Origin of the sequence: Lentzea guizhouensis (assembly GCF_001701025.1) — a bacterium.
GTDB lineage: Bacteria > Actinomycetota > Actinomycetes > Mycobacteriales > Pseudonocardiaceae > Lentzea > Lentzea guizhouensis.
Window position 1 is genome coordinate 2,498,971 of sequence record NZ_CP016793.1, and the last position, 22,233, is coordinate 2,521,203.

22 protein-coding genes are annotated in these 22,233 nt (G+C 70.7%); 7 read left to right on the forward strand and 15 right to left on the reverse strand.

Annotated features, from left to right (window positions below; translation table 11 throughout):
- Window positions 1-7 precede the first annotated feature (7 nt).
- The gene (locus BBK82_RS12525) at window positions 8-1,093 is read left to right on the forward strand and encodes an NADH-quinone oxidoreductase subunit D (RefSeq protein ID WP_065915168.1); all 1,086 of its coding nucleotides are present in this window, start codon (window positions 8-10) and stop codon (window positions 1,091-1,093) included.
- Between the two features lie 3 nt (window positions 1,094-1,096).
- On the opposite strand, the gene BBK82_RS12530 is transcribed toward BBK82_RS12525, so the two are convergent.
- The 8 genes from BBK82_RS12530 to ftsH form a co-directional block, all read right to left on the reverse strand.
- On the reverse strand, window positions 1,097-1,387 hold the full coding sequence (locus BBK82_RS12530) for a hypothetical protein (protein ID WP_154697266.1): 291 nt from the start codon (window positions 1,385-1,387) through the stop codon (window positions 1,097-1,099).
- A gap of 549 nt (window positions 1,388-1,936) precedes the next feature.
- Window positions 1,937-2,653 carry a DUF6779 domain-containing protein gene (locus tag BBK82_RS12535; protein WP_065915170.1) on the reverse strand — a complete coding sequence of 239 codons (717 nt, stop codon included), beginning with the start codon at window positions 2,651-2,653 and terminating at the stop codon, window positions 1,937-1,939.
- 50 nt (window positions 2,654-2,703) lie between these two features.
- Complete coding sequence (locus tag BBK82_RS12540; protein ID WP_065915171.1) at window positions 2,704-3,156, reverse strand: DUF3180 domain-containing protein; 453 nt, start codon at window positions 3,154-3,156, stop codon at window positions 2,704-2,706.
- A complete protein-coding gene (gene folK / locus BBK82_RS12545; RefSeq protein WP_065915172.1) occupies window positions 3,153-3,650 on the reverse strand; it encodes a 2-amino-4-hydroxy-6-hydroxymethyldihydropteridine diphosphokinase in 498 nt (165 codons plus the stop codon). The genes BBK82_RS12540 and folK overlap by 4 nt, the downstream gene beginning before the upstream one ends.
- On the reverse strand, window positions 3,647-4,039 hold the full coding sequence (gene folB / locus BBK82_RS12550) for a dihydroneopterin aldolase (RefSeq protein WP_065915173.1): 393 nt from the start codon (window positions 4,037-4,039) through the stop codon (window positions 3,647-3,649). The genes folK and folB overlap by 4 nt, the downstream gene beginning before the upstream one ends.
- Window positions 4,032-4,817, reverse strand: a complete 786-nt coding sequence (gene folP / locus BBK82_RS12555; protein WP_065921015.1) for a dihydropteroate synthase — start codon at window positions 4,815-4,817, stop codon at window positions 4,032-4,034. The genes folB and folP overlap by 8 nt, the downstream gene beginning before the upstream one ends.
- Window positions 4,818-4,849: 32 nt before the next feature.
- Window positions 4,850-5,497 (reverse strand): GTP cyclohydrolase I FolE, encoded by a 648-nt coding sequence (gene folE / locus BBK82_RS12560; RefSeq protein WP_065915174.1) that lies wholly within the window; start codon window positions 5,495-5,497, stop codon window positions 4,850-4,852.
- Window positions 5,494-7,683 (reverse strand): ATP-dependent zinc metalloprotease FtsH, encoded by a 2,190-nt coding sequence (gene ftsH, locus BBK82_RS12565; RefSeq protein WP_065915175.1) that lies wholly within the window; start codon window positions 7,681-7,683, stop codon window positions 5,494-5,496. The genes folE and ftsH overlap by 4 nt, the downstream gene beginning before the upstream one ends.
- A 327-nt stretch (window positions 7,684-8,010) precedes the next feature.
- On the opposite strand from ftsH, the gene BBK82_RS12570 reads away from it, so the two are divergent.
- Window positions 8,011-9,708 (forward strand): substrate-binding domain-containing protein, encoded by a 1,698-nt coding sequence (locus BBK82_RS12570; RefSeq protein WP_065915176.1) that lies wholly within the window; start codon window positions 8,011-8,013, stop codon window positions 9,706-9,708.
- A 69-nt stretch (window positions 9,709-9,777) separates the two neighbouring features.
- Here BBK82_RS12570 and hpt read toward each other — a convergent pair whose 3' ends face one another.
- Genes hpt through dacB form a run of 4 tightly spaced genes read right to left on the reverse strand, consistent with a single transcriptional unit; the run spans window position 9,778 to window position 14,092 of the window.
- Entirely contained in the window at window positions 9,778-10,326 is a 549-nt protein-coding gene (gene hpt, locus BBK82_RS12575; RefSeq protein ID WP_065915177.1) for a hypoxanthine phosphoribosyltransferase, read from the reverse strand.
- Between the two features lie 17 nt (window positions 10,327-10,343).
- Entirely contained in the window at window positions 10,344-11,255 is a 912-nt protein-coding gene (gene tilS / locus BBK82_RS12580; protein ID WP_065915178.1) for a tRNA lysidine(34) synthetase TilS, read from the reverse strand.
- Window positions 11,256-11,265: 10 nt separating this feature from the next.
- Window positions 11,266-12,309: a zinc-dependent metalloprotease gene (locus BBK82_RS12585; RefSeq protein ID WP_065915179.1), complete on the reverse strand. Its 1,044-nt coding sequence runs from the start codon at window positions 12,307-12,309 to the stop codon at window positions 11,266-11,268.
- Between the two features lie 28 nt (window positions 12,310-12,337).
- Entirely contained in the window at window positions 12,338-14,092 is a 1,755-nt protein-coding gene (gene dacB, locus BBK82_RS12590) for a D-alanyl-D-alanine carboxypeptidase/D-alanyl-D-alanine endopeptidase (protein ID WP_065915180.1), read from the reverse strand.
- Window positions 14,093-14,095: 3 nt separating this feature from the next.
- Between dacB and BBK82_RS51550 the strand changes: the two genes are divergently transcribed.
- The 3 genes from BBK82_RS51550 to BBK82_RS12610 all read left to right on the forward strand — a co-directional run bounded on the left by BBK82_RS51550 (window position 14,096) and on the right by BBK82_RS12610 (window position 18,748).
- On the forward strand, window positions 14,096-15,811 hold the full coding sequence (locus BBK82_RS51550) for a pentapeptide repeat-containing protein (RefSeq protein WP_065915181.1): 1,716 nt from the start codon (window positions 14,096-14,098) through the stop codon (window positions 15,809-15,811).
- 1,063 nt (window positions 15,812-16,874) lie between these two features.
- Window positions 16,875-17,819 carry a hypothetical protein gene (locus tag BBK82_RS12600; protein WP_065915182.1) on the forward strand — a complete coding sequence of 315 codons (945 nt, stop codon included), beginning with the start codon at window positions 16,875-16,877 and terminating at the stop codon, window positions 17,817-17,819.
- A gap of 422 nt (window positions 17,820-18,241) precedes the next feature.
- The gene (locus BBK82_RS12610) at window positions 18,242-18,748 is read left to right on the forward strand and encodes an inorganic diphosphatase (RefSeq protein WP_065915184.1); all 507 of its coding nucleotides are present in this window, start codon (window positions 18,242-18,244) and stop codon (window positions 18,746-18,748) included.
- Window positions 18,749-18,803: 55 nt separating this feature from the next.
- Here BBK82_RS12610 and BBK82_RS12615 read toward each other — a convergent pair whose 3' ends face one another.
- Window positions 18,804-20,441, reverse strand: coding sequence for an MDR family MFS transporter (locus BBK82_RS12615; RefSeq protein ID WP_065915185.1), 1,638 nt, complete (start codon window positions 20,439-20,441; stop codon window positions 18,804-18,806).
- Window positions 20,441-20,971, reverse strand: coding sequence for a MarR family winged helix-turn-helix transcriptional regulator (locus BBK82_RS12620; RefSeq protein WP_065915186.1), 531 nt, complete (start codon window positions 20,969-20,971; stop codon window positions 20,441-20,443). Before BBK82_RS12620 ends, BBK82_RS12615 begins: the two co-directional genes overlap by 1 nt.
- Window positions 20,972-21,134: 163 nt before the next feature.
- Between BBK82_RS12620 and BBK82_RS12625 the strand changes: the two genes are divergently transcribed.
- Entirely contained in the window at window positions 21,135-21,593 is a 459-nt protein-coding gene (locus BBK82_RS12625; RefSeq protein WP_065915187.1) for a DUF4442 domain-containing protein, read from the forward strand.
- A 286-nt stretch (window positions 21,594-21,879) separates the two neighbouring features.
- Here BBK82_RS12625 and BBK82_RS52700 read toward each other — a convergent pair whose 3' ends face one another.
- Window positions 21,880-22,023, reverse strand: coding sequence for a hypothetical protein (locus BBK82_RS52700; protein ID WP_218920609.1), 144 nt, complete (start codon window positions 22,021-22,023; stop codon window positions 21,880-21,882).
- A gap of 72 nt (window positions 22,024-22,095) precedes the next feature.
- On the opposite strand from BBK82_RS52700, the gene BBK82_RS52705 reads away from it, so the two are divergent.
- Window positions 22,096-22,224 (forward strand): excalibur calcium-binding domain-containing protein, encoded by a 129-nt coding sequence (locus BBK82_RS52705; protein WP_065915188.1) that lies wholly within the window; start codon window positions 22,096-22,098, stop codon window positions 22,222-22,224.
- The last annotated feature ends 9 nt before the right edge of the window (window positions 22,225-22,233 follow it).

A 22,233-nucleotide genomic window follows, 5' to 3' on the forward strand; every position in this document is an offset into this window, starting at 1 on the left:
TGCCGGTGTGAGTGAGCAGATCACCGTCGGCGTCGGGGCGGGCGCGCAGTACCTGGGTGTGGACCGCGTCATCGACCTGGGTCCGCTGCACCCGTCCGCCCACGGCGCCTACCGGCTGCGGCTCACCGTCACGCCGGACCTGGTGATCACCGCCGCCACGCCGCTGGTCGGCCACCTGCACCGCGGCGCCGAGAAGCTCTTCGAGGTCCGCGACTACCGGCAGGTCCTCACGCTCGCGAACCGGCACGACTGGCTGTCGGCGTTCTGCAACGAGCTCGCGGTCGCGCTGGCCGTCGAACGCATGACCGGCATGGACGTGCCCGTGCGGGCGCAGTGGCTGCGTGCGCTGCTGTGCGAGCTCAACCGGCTGATGGCGCACATGGTGTTCCTGACGCCGTTGTGCCCCGCTGCTGCTGTGCACCGCGAGGGCGTGCAGGCGTTGATGGAGGAGGCGTCGGGCGGGCGCATCCACTTCATGTTCAACCGGATCGGCGGGCTGCGCGAGGACGTGCCGGCCGGGTGGACCTCCCGCGTCACCGAGTTTCTGTCCACTGTGGACGTTTCGGCGCTGGAGGTCGACTTCTCGGTGCTGGAAGGGCTCGGCGTGCTGCCGTTGGCCGACGCGCTGGCGTACGGCGTGACGGGGCCGATCGGACGGGCCAGCGGGGTCGACCTCGACCTGCGCCGCGACGACCCGTTGCCCGCCTACCGCTCGCTGGGCGTCACGCCGGTGGTGCGGACCGAGGGCGACGCCGCCGCCAGGGTCCGGTGCCTGCTCGACGAGACCAGGCTGTCGCTGGTGCTCGCACAGTCCTGTGTGGACCAACTACCGGCCGGGCCGGTGAACGTCCGGCTGCCCAAGGCCGTCAAGGCACCGGAGGGCTCGGTCTACACCCGTGTCGAGGCGCCGCTGGGCACGTCCGGCGTGCACCTGTCGTCGCGCGGTGAGAAGACGCCGTGGCGGCTCAAGCTGCGCACGCCGTCGTTCAACAACGTCCAGGCGCTGTCCGCACTGCTGCCGGGCACCTCGGTGAACGACCTGCCGGCCGTGCTGAGCTCGTTCGCCGTCATCGTCGGCGACATCGACAAGTAGCTCTCAGTCCTCGCGCCGGCGACGGCGGCGCGGGGCGTCCCCGCCACCGAGCGACGCCAGCAGCTCGCTCACGGACTTGCCGTCGGCGTGCGCACCCGACGGGTCGTCCTGGGCGGCCCTGCGGCCTCCGGACACCGCGGGCAGGCTCGCCGAGGACTCCTCGGACGCGGCCCGGCGGCCGGTCGACACGGCGGGCATCCTGGCGGACGACTCTTCGGCAGCCCGGCGGCCCGCCGGTGCGGGCATGCGGCGGACGACTCCTCGGCCGCGCCGGCTCACCGGCGGCAGCGACACGAACGAGTCCTCCGAGGCGGTCCGGCGGCCGGACCCGCACCGGCGCGAGCGAGGCCGACGACTCCTCCGCCGCGGCCGGCGCTTGCCACTTCCCCGGCTCGTCGGGCTTCAACGTCTCCCACGACCCGCTGTCCTGCTCCGGCGCGGGGTCGTCCGCACGACGGCGCCCGGCCGACGCCAGCGCCTTCGGGTCGACGATCTCGGTGCGCTCGGCGACGCGCGACCTGGGCGTCCGCCTTGCGCGGCTCGGCCTTGCGCGGCTCCGCCTTGGCCGCGGGGCCTGCACCGGCGGCTTCTCCGGTCGCTGCAACGCCTCGGTCCGCTGGGCCTGCGCCTGCACGGGCTGCGGTCGCGGCACCCGTTCGGTGCGCTGTACCTGTGCCTGAACCGGGCGGCACGGGCTTCTGGGCCGGTTGCTGGGCCGGTTTCTGCGCCGGTTTCTGGGCTGCCTGCGGCATCGGGCCCTGGCCGCCGAGACGCGCCGACACGGCGGCCGCGCGCCCGGCCGTTGCGGCGGGCCCCGGCTCCTGCTTCACGGTCTTGACCGGCTCACGGCGGGCGGCGCCGGCTGTGGGCGCGGCGACGTGCGGGCCGGCTCGGCCGGACCGGCTCCGGGCGCGCAGCCTCGCGGCGCGGCGGCTGCACCTTGGCGTCGTGCGCGACGCGTTCGATCAGCTCGGTCCGCTCCGACGGCTTCTCCACCGACGCGGACACCACCGGTTTGGCGGCGTTGATCGCGTTGATGATCCGCTTCTCCTGGCCGGAGCCCAGGCGGGCACCGTCACCGGCCAGCGCGCGCAGGCGGGTCGACTCCGCGCGCAGCGCGACGCGTTCGACCAGGACGTCACCGCCCAGCAAGCCTTCCAGGTTCTCCCGCAACGCCCTGAGATCGGCTCGCAGCGCCTCGATGTCGGCGCGCGACTCCTCCTCGATCCGCTTGCGGGTCTCGGACTCGATCTCCAGCTCGTACTCGCGGCGGGCCGCCACCTCGCGTTCGAGCTCCAGCTCGTACACCGACTGCAGGTCGGCGACCTCGTCGTCCCGCTCGCTGACCTGCTTGCGGTACTTGGCCGCGAGGAACGCACCGACCAGCGCGGCCCACAGCGCGGCCACCACGGCCAGGCGCAGCATGCGGGCGCTGTCGCTCAACACGAGCACCGCCGCGGCCACGAGTGCGAGCGCCAGCGCTGCGACTAACAGCAACCGCCCGGAGCCACGACCGTTGTCTTCCTGCTCGTCGTCGATCGACGCGCCGCGTCCGGTCATGCGCACTACGGTACCGCCTAGTTATCCGACTGAGACCTACGCACCGGTATCTAATCCTTCCCGGAACTCTCCGTCGGCGTCTTGCAGCAGTGCTCCAGCCACAGCGCCGCAGCCGTCAGAGCGGCCGCGCTGACCATCCCGACAACCGCCGCGAACAGGTCGTTCCCGGCGGCGGGGAACGAGTCGCGGACGGGGATCACGTAGATCAGCAAGCCGGTCCAGGCGCCGAACATCAGTGCGCCCAGGACCGAGGAGGCCTTCGCCAGCGCGACCGCGCGGGCGGCGGTGAGCGGCTGGACCGGACGGGCGCCCTGGCGGCGTTCGATCCGGGCCCGCAACGAGAACGCGAACCACACCTCGGCCGCGGCCAGCGCGAGCAACGTCGAACCGGCCGCGCGCGGCAGTGGCGGCAGGGTGTCGTAGCCGAGTCGCAGGAACAGGTGCGCCAGCAGAGCGGCGATGACCGCGACGGTCGCCAGGTCGCGGGGACGGGTGAACCTCACGCGTCCATCCAACCGGAAGTCAGCACCAGGTCGTCGCGCCGCCGCACGCCCTCGGGCGAGAACTCCAGCGCCGCAACGGGTCCGTGCCCCGCAAGCACCGCGTCGGGTTCGACGTCGAGCCACGGGATGAGGACCGTTGCGCGCTCAGACGCCCCAGGATGCGGCAGGAGGAGCTCCGGGTGGTCGGAGGTCACCCCGTCCACCGAAACCACGTCCACGTCCAACGTGCGCGGTCCCCAGCGCTGCTCCCGCACGCGTCCGGCGGCGTTCTCCAGCGCCTGCCCGCGGCGCAGCCAGCCCCACTCGTCCACGTCGTCGGCCTGGACGACCACCACGGCGTTGAGGAAGTCCGGCTGGTCCTCCACGCCCCACGCGGCCGTCTCGTACACCGGCGACACGGCGACGACGTGGGGCTTGAGCCCGTCCACCACGGACTTCAGGAACGCGAACCGGTCGCCCAGGTTCGAGCCGATCGACAGGACCGCGCGGGTCACTGCGCGTCTTTCTTCAGCGGCGCGGTGAGGCGGCGCGAGCGGCGGATCGTCACGGACACGTCGTCGAACGTCAGCGGGATCGGCGCGGACGGCTTGTGGACGGTCACCTCGACGGCGTGCAGCCGGGTGTCGGTCATCGCGGCGTCGGCGATCTTGCCGGCGACGGTCTCGATGAGGTCGTGCGGCTCGCCGCCGATGATCGCGGCGGCCATCTCGGCGAGCTCGCCGTAGTGGTAGGTCTGCGTCAGGTCGTCGGTCCTCGACGCCGTGCTCAGGTCGAGCCACAGCGTGATGTCGACGACGAACTCCTGGCCGTCGCGCTTCTCGTGCTCGAAGACCCCGTGGTTGCCGCGGACCCGCAGGCCCGTCAACGCGATCCGGTCAGCCATGTCCCCGCCTCCACGCTCCAGCCACGGCGACCGCGTCCAGCGTCCGGTCGACGTCGTGCACCCGCACACCCCACGCCCCGTTGAACGCGGCCAGCGCGGACACCGCCGCGGTCGCGTCCTCCCTGCCGTCCGGCGGGCGGTTGTCCAGCAACGTGCCGAGGAACCGTTTGCGCGACGCACCCACCAGCACCGGGAAACCCAGCTCCACCAGCTCGTCGAGGCGCTGCAGCAGCTCCCAGTTGTGGTCGCCGAGCTTCGCGAACCCGAGGCCGGGGTCGAGCACGATCGACGACTCGGCGACCCCTGCCGCCAATGCCGCCTCCACGCGCTCAAGCAGTTCCGTGCGCACGTCGGTGACCACGTCGTCGTAGCGCGCCAACGAGTCCATCTCCGTGCTGTGCCCACGCCAGTGCATGAGCACGTACGGCACGCCCGCCTCGGCGACGACCGCGGTCATCCGCGGATCGGCCAGGCCGCCGGACACGTCGTTCACGATCGACGCGCCCGCCTCCAGCGCCGCCGTCGCCACGGACGCCCACATCGTGTCCACGCTGACCGGCACCCCGGCCGCGACCAGACCCTTGACCACCGGCAGCACGCGGGCGATCTCCTCGGCCGACTCGACGCGCGCCGCACCAGGCCGGGTCGACTCGCCGCCGACGTCGACCAGGTCGGCGCCACGCTCGAACATCGCGACGCCGTGCGCGACCGCGTCCTGCCGGTCGAGGTAGCGGCCGCCGTCGGAGAACGAGTCGGGCGTCACGTTCACGACACCCATCACGACGCAGCGGCCGGGCTTGGGCAGACCGCTCACCGCAACCGGCCCCTGATCAGCTCGATCGCCTCCGCCCGCGACGAGGCGGACGTGCGCAGCAGCCCGCGCACCGCCGACGTCGTCGTGCGCGAGCCGGGCTTGCGGACACCGCGCATGCCCATGCACAGGTGCTCGGCCTCGACGACCACGATCACGCCGCGCGGCTCGAGCTTGCGCACCAGCGCGTCCGCGACCTGGGAGGTCAGCCGTTCCTGCACCTGCGGGCGCTTCGAGTAGAGGTCGACCAGCCGCGCCAGCTTCGACAGACCGGTGACCCGGCCGCGCTCGTTCGGGATGTACCCGACGTGCGCGACGCCGTGGAACGGCAGCAGGTGGTGCTCGCAGAAGCTGAACATCGGGATGTCGGTGACGAGGACGAGCTCCTCGTGGCTCTCGTCGAACGTCTTCGCCAGCACGCTGTCCGCGTCGGTGTAGAGCCCGGCGAACAACTCCCGGTAGGCGCGCGCCACCCGAGCGGGTGTCTCGCGCAGGCCTTCGCGCTCCGGGTCCTCACCGCACGCGATCAGCAGCTCACGGACCGCCGCCTCGGCACGGGCGTGGTCGAAGGCCCGCCGCGCGGAGACGCCGGCCTCCCCGTTGTGGGTGAGGCCGGCGTCTGCGTCGAGCTGGTGGTGCTCGGTCACTGCCGCTCGTCCTGGTCTGGCTGCTGCTTGCGCGGCTCCCAGACGTTGTGCGGCTGACCGGGGACGGTCGCCGGCGTCCATCCGGGCGGGGCGCCGTAGTTCGGCGGGCCCGACCCGGCCGGCTGACCCGGCTGGTGCACGCCGTTGGCCCCGTTCGCACCGTTCGGCGAGGGCAGCTCCTCGGTCGGGGCCGCAGCGGCCGGTTCCTCCCGCTGCAACTCCTCCTCGATGGTGTCCTCGACGACCGGCGGCCACGGCTCGCCGCGTTCCTTGGCGAGCTCCCCCGGGGTCTTGACCGGCGGGATGTCGGACGGCCTGCGGTCACCGAAGTCGTTGAACTGGGTGATGCGCGGCCGCTTCTCGACGCGGGCGAAGATCCGCTCCAGTTCCTTCTGGTGCAGGGTCTCCTTCTCGATCAGCTCGAGCGTGAGGTCGTCGAGGACGTCGCGGTAGGTGACGAGCACCTCGTACGCCTCGGTGTGCGCGGCCTCGATGAGCTTGCGCACCTCCTCGTCGATCTCGTGCGCGACCTCCAGCGAGTAGTCCGCCTGGCGGCCGGCCGAGCGACCGAGGAACGGCTCGCCCTGCTCCTGCCCGTACTTCACGGCGCCGAGCTTCGCGCTCATGCCGTACTCGGTGACCATCGCGCGGGCGATCTTGGTCGCCTGCTCGATGTCGTTGGACGCACCGGTCGTGGGCTCGTGGAAGACGAGCTCCTCGGCGGAACGGCCACCCAGCGCGAACACCAGTCGCGCGATCATCTCGGACCTGGTCATCAGGTCCTTGTCCTCTTCCGGCACCGAGAGGGTGTGGCCACCCGTGCGGCCGCGGGCGAGGATCGTGACCTTGTAGACCGGGTCGATGTCCGGCATCGCCCACGCGGCCAGGGCGTGCCCCGCCTCGTGGTACGCGGTGATCTTCTTCTCCTTCTCGGAGATGATCCGGCTCTTGCGGGCCGGACCGCCGATCACGCGGTCCACCGACTCCTCGAGCGCCGCACCGTCGATGGTGTGGCCGTTGTGGCGCGCGGTGAGCAGCGCCGCCTCGTTGATGACGTTCGCGAGGTCGGCGCCGGAGAACCCGACGGTGCGCTTCGCGAGGCCGTCGAGGTCGGCGTCCGCGGCCAGCGGCTTGCCCTTCGAGTGCACCCGGAGGATCTGCTTGCGGCCCTTCAGGTCCGGTGCGGACACCGGGATCTGCCGGTCGAAGCGGCCGGGGCGCAGCAGGGCCGGGTCGAGGATGTCGGGACGGTTCGTCGCCGCGATCAGGATGATCCCGCCGCGCGAGTCGAAGCCGTCCATCTCGACGAGCAGCTGGTTGAGGGTCTGCTCGCGCTCGTCGTGACCGCCGCCCATGCCCGCGCCGCGGTGGCGGCCCACCGCGTCGATCTCGTCGACGAAGATGATGCACGGCGCGTTCTGCTTGGCCTGTTCGAACAGGTCACGCACACGCGAGGCACCGACACCGACGAACATCTCGACGAAGTCCGAGCCGGAGATCGAGTAGAACGGCACCCCGGCCTCACCGGCGACGGCCCTCGCGAGCAGCGTCTTGCCGGTTCCCGGCGGGCCGTAGAGCAGCACGCCCTTGGGGATCTTGGCGCCCAGTGCCTGGTAGCGGCCGGGGTTCTGGAGGAAGTCCTTGATCTCTTCCAGTTCCTCGACGGCCTCCTCGGCGCCGGCGACGTCCGCGAACGTCGTCTTCGGCATGTCCTTGGAGAGCTGCTTGGCCTTGGACTTGCCGAAGTTCAGGACGCGGTTCCCGCCGCCCTGGGCGTTGTTCATCATCCACATCAGGAGCAGCAACAGCAGGCCCAGTGGCACCAGGTAGATCAAGATCTGCATCAGGATGGACTCCTGGCTGACCTTGGTCTCCACCACGGGCTTGTTGCCGGCCTGGTCGAGGATGGTGAAGATCTCGTCGGTGGAACTCGCCGGGAACTGCGTGATCAGGCGGTTGCTGTTCTCGAAGTTCGAGCCGTCCTTGAGGGTCAGCCGGAGACGCTGCTCCTTGTCCTCGATCGTGGCTTCCTTGACGTTGCCCTCACGCACCTGTTGGAGTGCTTGAGACGTCTTGACCTGGTGGTAGCCCCGTGAGTCGTCGAAGAGCACGGTGAAGACGAAGTAGAGCAGCAACACCGCAGCGATCCACAGCAGCGGGTTGCGAAGCAGGCGCTTGCGGTCCATGCACTTACGGCCGGCGGGCGGCCTCGACCCTCCCTGACTTGCGCGTCGGGCAGTGGAAGACCCACATACCGCGTCCGACCAGCCTACCGCCCGCTGGTCGGGTACTGAGCAACCAACGGTCTCGGCCGCCGCTGGGTTCCCGTGCGTGACCCCCACCACGCATGTTCACGCACTTTGGTTCATCCGGAACAGATACCGCCGACCAGTCGAGTGACGCAGGTCACGCCATCTCATTACGTTCAGGGGTCACATGTCATCCTCGTGCATCCCCCGAGTGTTTCCCCGCCACTCGAAAGAGTGAACACGTGACCGAAGGTAAGTAACCGTATGTCAGCTCGTCACACGTCCCCCGGGTTGTTCCGGCGGGTGGCCCTCCCCGTGGCCGCCCTGCTCGGAGTGATCGCGGCGGCCGGCGTCACGGTCGTGGCACTGCGTGTCACCAGCGGCGCCGACTGCTCCGGCGCACTGCCGCTGAAGGTCGCCGTCACACCCGCCGCGTTAGATGTCGTGAACGCAGCCGCGCAGGAGTACCAGCGGTCCCAACCGGTCGTGAACGGCCGGTGCGTGCAGGTCCAGGTCGAGTCGCGCAACGCGGCCGACGTGGCCCACGAGCTGCCGACCGCGCAGATCAACCCCCATTCCCTCTGGATCCCCGACTCCTCGATGTGGGCGGCCGAGGCCCAGCGCCAGTCGGCCGAGACCGGTCCCGAAGCCCCGAAGCTGGACATCAAGCCGTCACTGGCGTCCTCACCGCTGGTGGTGGCCGGTTCGGAGTCGACCATGGCCAAGGTCGGCTACCCGATCACCCCGATCTCCTGGTCCAAGGTGATCGACCCCAAGGTCGCGGTCTCGATGAGCGACCCGACGATGACCTCGGAGGGCCTCGCGACCCTCTTCGTCATCCGCACCCTGCTCGGCAACGCCGACGGCACGCCGAAGCCCGAGCTCGTGGGCACCCTGCTGCGCGTGGGCCGCACCGCCATCCCGTCGGTGCGCGACGCGTTCAGCAAGGCCACCACGGACGCGGAGAAGGCGCCGCTCTTCGCCGCGACCGAGCAGTCCATCGTGGCCAACAACCGTTCCATGAAGCAGAACGCCGTCCTGGGCGCACCCCCCAGGGAGGGCACGCTGTCGTTCGACTACCCGCTGGTCAGGGTGTCGCGGCAGAACGAGCAGGACGGCATCGGCGAGGCGGCCGCGGAGTTCGAGCGGGTGCTGCGCTCCGGCGAGACCACCAAGCGCTTCGGCGAGGCGGGCTTCCGCACCGTCTCCGGCGCCGCACCGGCGAAGTGGTCGACCGAGGTCGAGGGCGTGCAGGCCGGCGACGTGAAGCAGATCGAGACCCCGAACGCCGACCAGGTGTCCGAGCTGCTGCGCACCTGGGGCGCCATCAGCCTGGACATGCGCATGCTGACCGTGATCGACGTGTCCGGCTCGATGATCGAGAAGGGCGCGAACGGCAAGACCCGCGTCGAGGCGGCCACCGAGGCCTCGATGACGGCGCTGTCGATGCTGCCCGACACCACCCAGATCGGCCTGTGGGCGTTCTCGACGGACAAGAAGCCGCCGCAGGACTGGATCGAGCTCGTCCCGGTCGGCCCGCTCGGCGAACCCCTGCAGGGCGTGGCGCGCCGCAAGCGCCTCGAAGCCGGCGCCTCCCAGCTCAACGCCCTGGTCGGCGGCGGAACGGCGTTGAACGACACGACCCTCGCCGCCTTCCGGCACGTGCTGGCCGGCTACGACCCGTCGAAGGTCAACTCCGTGGTGCTGATGACGGACGGCCGCAACGACGACATCTCGTCGATCGACACGGCGGCGCTGATCGAGACGCTGAAGCGCGAGTCGGACCCGGCGCGCCCGGTGCCGATCATCATGGTCGGGCTCGGCCAGGAAGCCGACATGGACGCGCTGCGGGCCATTTCCGCTGCTACGGGCGGGAAGGCCTACCAAGCACCCAACCCGGAGGACATCCGGGCAGTGCTGCTGGACGCCGTCTCCCAGCGCCGCTGCCGCCCCAACTGCTGAACCGCTGAACGCACGCGGGGAGCTTTCGCACTCCGGACGAGTACGAAAGCTCCCCGCGCGCGTTCCAGGTCAGTTGGAGTAGACCTTCGGGTCGAGCGTGCCGATGTACGGCAGGTCGCGGTACCGCTCGGCGTAGTCGAGCCCGTACCCGACGACGAACTCGTTGGGGATGTCGAAACCGACGTACTTCACCGGCACCTCGACCTTCACCGCGTCAGGCTTGCGCAGCAGCGTGCACACCTCGAGCGACCGCGGCCGGCGCGACTGCAGGTTCTTGAGCAGCCACGACAGCGTGAGACCGGAGTCGATGATGTCCTCGACGATCACGACGTTGCGGTCGGCGATGTCGCGGTCGAGGTCCTTGAGGATCCGCACCACGCCGGACGACGAGGTGGACGAGCCGTAGGAGCTCACGGCCATGAACTCCAGCTGCACCGGGACGGGCAGCGCACGAGCAAGATCGGCCATGAACATCACCGCGCCCTTGAGGACGGTGATCAGCACGAGGTCGGAGTCACCTTCTGGGTGATCGTCAGCGACCTGCTTGGCGAGTTCGGTGACCTTGTCGCTGATCTCCTGCTCGGTGATGAGCACGGATGCGATGTCGCCGTCGTACACGGAGAGGTCTCCTCTGGTTAAGACTCCGGTTCCACCTGGAGCCTGCCATGCGCACGGCGCGCGACAAAGCCGCCGGGTAGCCAGACACCGCCCTGACCACGCCATTCACTCACCAGTGCGTCGACCCGGCGCAGGTGCGAATCGGACAGTTCCGGCACACCCGCGCCGATGAGCCACGACCTGAGCACTCTGCGTCGCAACGCGGCCGGCAGCTCGCCGACGTCGTCCACGGCGCAGCAGTCGCCCTCGAACGCCCCCGCGAGCTCGTCGAGGGCGTCGCAGTCCTCCCTGAGCTGGGCCGCAGTGCGTGCCAACGACGCCGCCACCCCGCCCTGAAGCACGTTCTCAAGCAGAGGCAGCACTTCTTGCCGTAGGCGCACACGGGTGAACGACGGGTCGTTGTTGTGTGGGTCCTCCCACACTTCGATGCCCTGCTCCACACACGCGGCGCGCGTCGTGGCGCGGGCGACGTTCAGCAGCGGCCGACCCCATGGCGGGTCATAGGCGCGCATGCCGGCAATCGAGCGTGGACCGGAACCACGACCAAGACCCAACAGAACGGTCTCCGCCTGGTCGTCCATGGTGTGCCCCAGCAGCACCACGCCGTTCTGCGGTCTGAGCACGCCGTAGCGAGCTTTGCGGGCCGCCGCTTCGGGACCGCCGCGGCCCTCTACGACGACGGGCTCGACACGCGCCGTGAGACCGAGATCCGCGCAGATGCCCGCCGCCCGCAACGCGACGTCACCCGAACCCGGCTGGAGCTGGTGGTCGACGACCACCGCCTGGGCGTCGGGCACCAGCTGTGCGGTGGCGGCGGCCAGTGCGAGCGAGTCGGCGCCGCCGGAGACCGCGACGGTCACGCGGTCGGGCCGCACCTCGTCGAGGAACCGCCTGACCGCCGTCCTGACCTCAAAGACCGGGCCGTTCACGGTGCCGCGCTCACGGGGACACGCGGCGCAGCCAGGTCATCGGCTCGGCGATCTCCGCGCGGGTCGGCAGGGTGTCGGCGCTGGTCCAGACCGCGTTGAAGCCGTCCATCCCGACGCGTTCGACGACGTACTCGGTGAACGCCGCCCCCTCCGCGTACTGGCGCACCTTCGCCTCGACGCCGAGCAGCGTGCGCAGCACCCGGTCAAGCAGCCCGCCGCCCTTGCGGCGCACGGTGAAGCGGCTGCGGATCGTCGCCACCGACGGCACAACCGTGTCCCCGACCGCGTCCATCACGTGGTCGGCGTGGCCTTCGAGCAAAGTGGACAGTGCGATCAGCCGGTCCAGCACGGCTTTCTGCTGCGGTGACTGGATCAGCTCGATCAGCCCGATCGGACCGTCGCCCGCACGCAGCTTCGTGCGGAAGTCGCGCAGGACGTCCGTCAGCGGCGCCCTGTCCTCGTCCATTGTGGAGAGCAGCGTGGTGACCTGCTCCGCGAAGTACCGGCGCAGCCACGGCACCCCGGTGAACTGCAGCCGGTGCGTGCACTCGTGCAGGCAGACCCACATCCGGAAGTCGTCCGCCGGGACGTCCAGAGCCTGTTGCGCGCCAACGATGTTCGGCGCCACCAACAGCAACCGCCCGGCCAGCTGGTCGCTCGGGCTGAACGGGTCGTACTGCCCCAGCACCCGCGAGCTCAGGAACGACAGCACCACACCGGCCTGCACACCCGCCGTGCCGGCCAGCACGCTCGCCATCGCACCGGTCTGGCGCGGCACCGCCGGATCCGTGAGCGCCTGCAGCCCCTGTGCGGCCGCCTTCACCCACGCCGGCCGGTCCACGACCTCGCCCGGCAGCAGCGGCAACCCCTGCCCGAGCCCGGTGAGCTCGCGGACGTGCACCTCGGCCTGCGGCGCGAGCTCACGAAGCCGGCCGACGACGTGCTCGGCCTCGCCTCTGTCGATCGCCGGACCGGGCCGCACCAACCGGGTCGCGGTCGCCACCGCGAGCTCCCAGTCCACCGGTCCGAGCTCTGCCTCCGTCGCGCCGTTCACCCCGCCGACGCTACCTGCGCACGGCCCGCTACGAACAGCCACAGCCTCGCAACGCCGTCGCGAGCACGTCCAACGCCGGCCGCACCTCGGTCTCCGGGTTGCCCGGGCTCGCCGACATGAACGCGAACACCAGCACCCTGCCGTCCTCGTCGACCACCACCCCGGCCAGCGCGTTGACGCCGGTGAGCGTGCCCGTCTTGGCCCGCACCCAGCCCTTGCCCTGCGCCGCCACCCCGCCGTAGCGCCCGGCCAGCGTGCCACTGCCACCCGCGACCGGCAGTGACGTGAGCAACGGCCGCAACTTCGCCGTCCTGTCGTCCAACGCGGGCTTCGCGGCGGCCATGAGGACGTCCGTGAGCAGCTTGGCCGGGATCTTGTTGGTCGCCGACAACCCGCTGCCGTCCACGAAGCTCGCCCCGCTGAGGTCGAACCCGTGCTTGGTGAGCGTCTCCCTGACCGCCTTGACCCCACCCGCGAACGACGGCTCGTTGCCGGTCTTGATGGCGAGCTCCCTGGCAACCGCCTCGGTGAGCACGTTGTCCGAGATCTGCATCATGTTGTCGACGAGCTGCTCGATCGACGCACTCTTGACCTCGGCGATCGTCTGCGCACCCGGCGGCGCCACCCCCGGAGCCGCTGTCGCGCCGAGCCTGGCCGCGAACGCGTCAGCCGCCTGCTGAGCCGGGTTCGGCGTCCGCGCCACCTCGACCTTCCGCGGGTCCAGCCGCCCACCGTCCACCATGAACGGCACGATCGGCGCGACCGACCCGCCCGCGATGTCGACGGTCTCCCACTGCGGCCCCATCTGCTCGCCGGCGTACCTGCCCAGGTCGTAGAGGACCTTGGTGACCGGCCCCTGCTGCCTGACCTGGTTGACGAGGTCGTCGAGCTGCGCCGCACCGGGGTAGACACTGCTCCCCGGCGTGGCCGAGATGGTGGGGTCACCGCCACCGATGATCACCACCGTGCCGGGTTCCGCGCCCCGCACGACCTTGGTGCTGAGCTGCGCCGTCTTGTCGAGCTCCAACAACGCGGCCGCCGCCGTGAGCACCTTGAGACTCGACGCGGGCGTGGCCGGGTTCGTGTCGCCCTGCTGCCACAACACGGTGCCCGTGGCGGGGTCGACCACGCTGCCGGTGAGCGTGCCGAGGGCCCCGCTGCCCGCCGGTCCGGCAAGCGCACGTTGCACGCCCTGCGGGGTCGGTGCGGTGCCTTGCGCGCTGGCCGGTTTGACGAGCGGCTGGACGTCGACCGGGGCCGCGGGCGGCTTGGTCTCGACAGCCGCTTGGCCGCTGAACTCGTTGACCGCGAAGATCGTGGCGCCGGTGAGGGCGGCGACGACCAGCACGGCCAGGGCGATGGCCAGGGGTTTGCGGGTCTTCTTGGGCTGGTCGGTTTCGGGCTCGGTGTCGGGCTCGGTGTCGGTGTGGGTCTTGGTCTTTGGCTTGGCCTCGGTCAGGCGGTCTTCTAGCTCTTCGTCGTGGCCGGGGAGTTCTTTGGGTTCTTCGGCGCGCTTTGGCTGGTGCTGGGGTGGGCGCTGGACCGGGGCGATGCGGACGGTCTCGGGGTGGGTGAGGTCAGGGCGCTGCGCCGCGCCGTTCTGGTGCGCACCGTTCTGGTGACCGTTTTGTTGGCCGTTCTGGTGAGAGCCGTTTTGGTGCAGGGCCGCTGGTGCGTGCCTTTGGCTGGGCCGCTGGAGGTCCTGCCTGGTGAGCGGTTCGTGGTGCTGCGGCTCCTTGCGCTGCGCGTACGGCCACGCCTGGTCACCGCACCGCTGGTCCAACGCGTGAGGACCGCGCTGGTCAGGCCTCTGCTGGTCGGGCCGCTGCTGGTCGGACCTTTGCTGGTCGGGCCTTTGCTGGTCGGGCCGCTGCTGGTCGGACCTTTGCTGGTCGGGCCGCTGCGCATCGGTTCGGCCTTGGCCGGGGCGTCCGCGGTCGGGACGCGCCTGGTCCTGGCGGCCCTGGTCCGGGCCGGTCTGATCCAGGCGGCCTTGGTCCAGGCGAGTCTGGTTCGGACGGCCTTGATCCAGACGAGTCTGGTCCGGGCGGGGCTGGTCCGGGCGGGGCTGGTCCGGGCGGGGCTGGTCCGGGCGGGGCTGGTCCGGGCGAGCTTGGCCAGGGTGTGCCTGCCCAGGTCGTGCTTGGCCGGGGTGCGCCTGCCCCGGACGAGCCTGATCGTGCCGCGGCTGGTCAGGACGCGCCTGCGGCCGGAGCGAGTCGGGTCGTCCTTGGTCCGCACGTCCCTGGTCGTGCCACGCCTGCTCCCGGCGCCCGTGATCCGGCCGCGCCTGATCTGGCCGTCCTTGATCGGGACGCGGCTGGTCGGGACGCGGCTGGTCGGGACGCGCTTGGTCGGGACGCGCTTGGTCGGGACGCGCTTGGTCGGGACGCGGCTGGTCGTGGCGCTGTGGATCGTGGCGCTGTGGCTCCTGCCGGAACGCCTCAGGCCGCACCTGCTCGGTCCGCTCCTGCCCATGCCCGAGGGGTCCCGGCCGCGGCTGCCTGACAGGAGGTCGGCCAGGCTGGTGCAGCCCAACGTGCGGTTGACCAGAGCGCCCGTGCTCCGGCCTGCCCTGGTCGGACCTTCCCTGGTCGGGCCGGAACCGATCAGGACGAACCTGATCGCGACGCCCTGCTTCAGGCCGTGCTTGTTCCGGTTGCCCTGCCGCTGGACGTCCGTGGTCTGGACGACGCTGGTCCGGACGCTCCTGCTCGGCCCGAGTTCGGTCCGGTCGCGTCTGGTCAGGACGCTCCTGCTCGGTGCGGGTCTGCTCAGAACGTTCCCGATCGGATCGCTCCTGCTCAGCACGCCTTTGATCCGGACGCTCTTGGTTGACGCGCGTCTGGTCCGAGCGCGGCTGGTCCGCGGGTGCGTGGTCCGCAGGTGCGTGGTCCGCAGGTGTGTGGTCCGGGCGTGCTTGGTCCGAGCGCGCCTGATCGGGTCGAGGCTGCTGTTCTGGGCGAGGTTGCGGCTCTGGACGGGCGGGCTCTCGCCGGAGCTGCTCGGGCCGTGCCGGTTCGCGGTCGGCCTGTTCCTTCGGCTGCCCGTAGCTCGGGAACTGGCGCTGCTCCAGCCCCGAACCTTCACGCCGCTGCTCGACCTCAGGCCGTTCGACGTCGGTCTGCTCGGCCGCCGCCTGTTCCTGCGCCGACCGCCCGGACCACGAACGGTCCCGCGTCTCGTGCCGTGGCGCTTCCGGGCGTGCCTGCTCCGGCTCGGACTCCTCGGTGAGCTGCCCGACGCGCGACGGCTCCTCGTCCCACGACGGGCGGTCGGTGCGCGCGGGTTCTTCAGCTGGCGAGGGCTGCTCGGCAGTCGACGGGCGCTCGGTTCGCGGCGGCTGGTCGGCTGTCGGCGGCTGGTCGGTGCGAAGCAGCTGGTCGGCTGTTGGCGGTCGGTCCGTGGGGCGCGGTTGGTCGGCAGCCGACGGGTGCTCGGTGCGAAGCGGCTGGCCGACAGTCGGCGGTTGGTCGGTGGGACGCGGGTGGTCAGCAGCTAGCGGGTGCTCGGTGCGGGGCGCGGGCTCAGGTCGCGACGGCTGCTCGGTGTGCGGTGGCTGGGCCGGGCGTGGGAGTTGCTCCGTGCGCGAGTGCTGTTCGGTGCGCGACGGCCGTTCGGGGTCCGACGGCCGTTCGGGGTCCGAGGGGCGCTCAGTGTCCGAAGGCCGCTCGGTGTGCAGTGGCTGTTCCGGCTCGTCGGCGCGAGACGGCAGTTCGATGCGCGAGGGCAGCTTGATCTGCGGCGGCTGCGGCGTCGGCGATGGCTGGTCATCGCGCGATGGCTGGTCGGTGCGCGATGCCTGGTCTGTCTGGTCGGTACGCGTTGGCTGGGCGGTTTCGGTTTTGCCAGGTGGGACTGGCAGTTCCGTGGTCGCTTGGTCCGGCCTGGGGGTTGCTGGTGCCGCGTGAGGCGGGTTGGTAGGTGGCTGTGCGGGCTTCGGCTCGGGTGCCGGCGGCTTTGTGGCCTCGGCGGGAGGTGCGGACGAGGGCTGGGGTGGGAGAACGGGTTTGGGGACCAGGCGCGTTTGGTCGCTGCGTGGTTCGACGGTGGGGGCGGGTTCGATGCGCGGGGGCTCGCCTCGGCCGGAAGCCGGGGTGATGCGCATCGGGGTTGCGCGCGGTGGGTCGGCCGGAGCCGGAGGTGGTGGGGCGGCTGCGGCCGGAGGTTCGGGGGGTGAAGGCCGGGCGGGCGGCTGTTCGGGGGTTGGCTTGGATGCGGTGGCAGGGGTCCGCTCAGCCGAAGGGGACGGCTCTGCCGAAGGGGACGGCTCTGCCGAAGGGGACGGCTCTGCCGAAGGGGACGGCTCTGCGGGAGGGGACGGCTCTGCGGGAGGCCGCGACTTGGCTGCGGGCGACGGGCCCGCGGCGGGCCGGGACTCGGGTGCGAGGGAGGGTTCCTCGGCAGGTCGCGACTCGGGTTCGGGCGTCGGGTCGGATGTGGGCGTCGATGCGGCTGCGGCGGGTGGCTCGGGTGATGCCGGCTCGCGCGGGGGCGCCTCGTCCGAGGAGGGCTCGGGGGCGCGGGGCGGAGGAGAGGGTTGGGCGGCAGCGGGTGACGTCGGGGTGGAGGACGGCCGAGGGGTGGAGGGTGCCTCGGAGGAAGGGCTCGCGGGTGTGGAGGGCCTTGAGGTGGTGGGTGGGGCGGGGATCGGGACTTCGAGCGTTGCGTCCTCGGAGGTTGGGGCCGAGGTGGGTGGTGGCGCGGCGGAGACCGAGGTGGTGGCGGAGGCCGACTTGGCAGCAGGGTCCGCGGCCGGGGCGGGGGCCGTTGGAGCGGGCTCTGGGGCCGAGGTGGTTGTGGACTTCGGGGAGGCCCCTGGAGCGGCTGACGAAGGCGCTGCGGAAGCCGGAGGGGCGGGGTCCGAGGTGGCGTCGGCGCCAGCGGTGTCGGTGGGAGCGTCGGTGACGGGTGCGGTGTCGGCCGGAATCGCGGCGGAGGCCGAGGTGGGCACGGCGGCCGGAGCGGTCGAGGAGTCGGCGGATCCGGAGTCAGGAGCGGCCGAGGAAGGCGGAGCGGAAGACGGGTCTGCCTGCTCGGGAGCGGTCGCGGTCGACGGGGCTGCGGCAGGCGCGCGATCCGGAGTAGCGGACGGCTTGGCGGCGGGCGTGGGATCCGGAGCTGCGGACGAGTCGGCGGGCTCGGAGTCCGGGGTGGCCGAGGAGTCGGCGGGCTCGAGGTCTGAAGCGGCGGTTGAGGCCTCGGCGGGCTCGGCGTCCGGAGCGGCGGTCGAGGCGTCGGCGGGCCCAGGGGCAGGAGCGGAGGCCGGAGTCGAGGAGTCGGCAGCGGCGTCCGCAGGCGCGGAACCTGAGGCAGCAGCGGTGTCCGCGGAAGCGGAATCCGGGGTGGCAGCGGCGTCCACGGACTCAGGCTCCGAAGCGGCCACAGCGTCGGCGGGATCTTGGGCAGCGGAAGAGGCTGCGGAAGTGGAGTTCGGGGCGGCAGGAGAAGCCGCGGCGGCCGAAGGCGCCGGAGAGGGTTCGCCGCCGTTCAGACCAACCGGCTCGTGAGCATCACCACTCGAAGGTTCACCCGATGGATCGGCTTTGGGGCCGTTCGCTGAGGTGGCAGGCGTGCCGGAGGGCTCGGCGGCGGTCGTGGAGGGTGAGGCAGGAGTGGCGGTGGAGGCGGTCACCGGGGACGAGGGCGGGGGTTCCGGTGTGGACGGTGCGGTGAGGACGGGGGCGAGGGGCAGGGTGAGGGTCGGGTGGTCAGGGGAAGGGGTGGTGACCTGCGGCGGAGTTGGGGAGGCTGGCGACGTCCTGGTGGTGTCGTCGTCGTCGGTCGGCCACTGGGGGTCGTCCGGCAAGAGGGCCTCCGTCGGGTTGGTACGGGCAATGTCACACCCTCCGGCCGCGGCTCCGATGAGGGTTGACAGGGCGTCGTGGTCCACACTAGTGGCGTCACGAATGGGCTACATGAGCGAGGACCAGTGGAGTTCGACGTCCTGATCGAGATCCCCAAGGGCGTGCGCAACAAGTACGAGGTGGACCACAAGACTGGTCGCATCCGCCTCGACCGCACGTTGTTCACGTCTACGCAGTACCCGGCCGACTACGGGTTCATCGAGGACACCCTGGGTGAGGACGGCGACCCGCTGGACGCCCTCGTTCTCGTCCAGGAGCCGACGTTCCCCGGCTGTCTGATCAAGGCCCGCGCCATCGGCATGTTCCGCATGACCGATGAGAAGGGCGGCGACGACAAGGTTCTGTGCGTGCCGGCCGACGACCCGCGGCACGAGCACCTGCGCGACATCCACCACATGGCGGAGTTCGACCGGCTGGAGATCCAGCACTTCTTCGAGGTCTACAAGGACCTGGAGCCCGGCAAGAGCGTCGAGGGCGCGACCTGGGTGGGTCGCACCGAGGCCGAGGCCGAGATCAAGCGCTCCTACCAGCGTCTGAAGGATGCCGAGGCACGCGGCGAGACGTTCCACTGAGCGCGCCGGAAAGGGCCGTCCCCCGTGTGGAGGACGGCCCTTTTGCGTTTGCCGGCTAGTGGACCGCCACGGCCTCCGCGTCGGCGACGCGCTCCAGGCCCGACCTGGTCGACAGCGGCTTCTCGCGCAGGAACCACACGAGCACGAACGCCACCACCATCACGATCCCGCCGGTCATGAACACCGTGTCGATCGCGCTGGAGAAGCCGTCCAGGAACGGCCGCGCCAGCACCGGGTCGAGGTGGTTGAGGAACTCGGTGTTGTTGATGTCCACACCGGACCCGCCCTGCAGCGACTTCGCGAACTCCGGGTTCGCCCGCAGCGCCGCGTTGAACGCGTCGGTCTGCATCGCCGCCCGCAGCCCGGAGGCGATCTTGTCGCCGACCGTGCTGAACAGGATCGACAGGAACACCGCGGTGCCGACCGTGCCACCGATCTGGCGGAAGAACGTCGCGGACGCCGTCGCCACACCCATGTCCCGCGGCTCGGCGTCGTTCTGGATCGCCAGCAGCAGCGTCTGCATGCACTGGCCCAGCCCGGCGCCCATCACGAACATGTAGATCATGGTCAGCCAGTTCGGCGTGTCCGTGCCGATCGTGCTGAACAGGAACAACGCGATCGCCATCAGGCCGGCGCCGATGATCGGGAAGATCCGGTAGCGACCGGTCGACGAGGTGATCTTCCCGGAGATCGCGGTGGCCGACATGATGCCGAACGTCATCGGCAGCAGCATCAGGCCCGCGGTCGTCGGCGAGACGCCCTTCACGATCTGCAGGTACAGCGGGATGGAGACCATGCCGCCGAACATGCCGATGCCGAGTACGAAGTTGATGGTGTTGCCCAGCGCGAACGTGTGGTTGCGGAACAACCGGATCGGCAGCAACGCCTCGTCGCCCATGCGGTTCTCGACCCACACGAACGCGACCAGGCCGAGCACGCCGACGACGTACATGGTGATCGAGGTGGCAGACGCCCAGCCCCACTCACGGCCCTGCTCGGCGACGATCAGCAGCGGCACCAGGCCAACGGTCAGCGCGGCCGCGCCACCGAAGTCGATGCGGTGGTCGACCCGCTGGTGCGGGATGTTCAGCACGCGGGCGACGACGAACAGCGCGAGCAGCGCGATCGGCACGTTCACCAGGAACACCCAGCGCCAGCCGGTGACGCCGAAGAACGAGTCGAGACCCGCGAACACACCGCCGATGACCGGTCCGAGCACGCTCGCCGAACCGAACACCGCCATGAAGTAGGCGGAGTACTTGCTGCGCTCCCGCGGCGAGATGATGTCCGCCATGATCGCGAACGCCAGCGACATCAGACCGCCGGCGCCGAGGCCCTGCACCGCGCGGAACGCGGCCAGCTCGTACATCGTGGTCGCGATGCCGGCCAGCAACGAGCCGACGAGGAACAGCGAGATCGCCGCGAGGTACATCGGCTTGCGCCCGTAAATGTCGGACAGCTTGCCGTACAACGGGGTCGTGATCGTCGCGGTGATCAGGTAGGACGTGGTCGCCCACGCCTGCAGGGTCTGCCCGTGCAGCTGGTCGGCGATGGTCTTCATGGCGCTGGCGACGATCATCTGGTCCAGCGCCGCGAGGAACATGCCCAGCAGCAGGCCGGACAGGATCGTCATGATCTGGCGATGCGTCAGGGATACCCCTGGCGTGGGTGTCGCATCGGTTGTTGTTGACATTACTGGTCTTCCCCTCCTGCGCGGGTCCCCGTCCCGCGATCGGTCAAAAGCGCCGGGATCGTGCGCTCGTAGTCCTGCACGAAGCGTTCGAACAAGTCCGCGAAGCCCTTGAACTCCTCGTCGGACCAGTTCGCGAACACCTGCTCGAGCGCCTCGTTGCGCATCCGGCGTCGCTCGAAGATCAGCTCGCGGCCCGCTCCGGTGACCGCGAGAACGCTGGCCCTGCCGTCGGCCGGGTCAGCACGCCTCTCGACGAGCCCGTCCTTCACCAGCCCGGCTACCTGCCTGCTGACCGTGGACGGGTCGGAGAGCACCGCCTCCGCGAGCGCACTCGAGCGGCACTCACCGAGACCGGAGAGCGTCGCGAGGAGCACGAAGGCGGACTTGTCCATGCCCTGCTTGGCCATCTGATGGGAGACCTGGGCGTGCATCTTGTTCAGCCGCACCATCGCCATGCCCACCCGGTCCGCGAGCTCGTGCTCGGGATCGATGCCGGCACCGACGCCGGGGCAAGCACCCGGATCAGCCATCACACACCTCGTTGCTTGTATCACCCAACTAGTTGCTCGGTACAAGCATCCATCCCGGTCCAGCGAAACGCAAGCGAGTTCCGAGTCACAGTCCACTGAGGAGTGGTATGTCCGGTTACCGGTGGGTAGCCAGCTGGGTTACCCGCGAGTAGCATCCGTTCTCATGAGCCAAGACGTGTCGTTCGTCGCCGACGCCATGAAGCAGGCCGTGCCGTGGGTGAAGACCACCGGCATCGACTTCGAAGAGGTCTCCCCCACGCGGGTCGTCGCGTCGCTGCCCGACGACGAGGCGCTGCGCAACCACGTCGGCGGACCGCACGCCGCGATGATGTTCGGCCTCGGCGAGACGGCGTCCGGCGCCGTCGTCATGGCCGCGTTCGCCCAGCACATGGGGAAGGCGACGCCCCTGGTCGCCCGCGCGGACATCGCCTACAAGAAGCTCGCGCTCGGTGCGCTCACAGCGGAGGCCGTGCTCGGCCGCGCCGCCGAGGAGGTGCTCGCGGAGCTCGACTCGGGCACGCGTCCGGAGTTCCCGGTGACCGTCACCATCACCAACGCCGAGGGCGTCACGACCGGCGAGATGGTCGTCGTGTGGACCCTGAAGCCGGCGCGACAGGGCTGACCTGCGCAGTTCCAGATCTCAAAACGGTCACCGCGTGAACCGATCGATTCCAAATACGTAACCTTGGCCCACGCTCCCGGCCGGGTGCATATTCGGGCACATGTCGGGGTGGAGAACTGCGGGCGGCGTGCTGCTGGTCGCTCTTTGTGCAGGTTGTACGGCCAACGCACAGTAGCCGCGGCCCGTTCCCGTGGCGGCACCGGTCGACGTGCCGGTCACCACGACCTCGCCCTCGCTCCCACCCGCCCAGCTGGACATAGGCGCTGAGCCTCGCCGACGGCACCGACTACGCCCTGCTCGCGCTGGGCAACGGCGCCGGCCGCACCACCCCGGCCGCGAGTGCCGCGATGAAGGAGGCCGAGGCGGCCGCGATGAAGGGCACGCTCGGGTTCTGGGGCCCGCCCTGCAACGGCAGGACGCCAGACGCCACGCCCGCCTCCCCGCCCCACCGCCGCCCGCGCCGGCTCCCAAGCCGACCACGACGACGCCCAGGCCGAAGCCGGTGTTCTTCGCCTCCTGCGAGGACGCCTGGCGGGCCGGTGCGGCGCCGCTGCACTGGGGCCAGCCCGGCTACCGGGTCGAGCTGGACGGCAACCGCAACGGCATCGCCTGCGAGGCCCCGCGCCGGTAGGGGCAATAA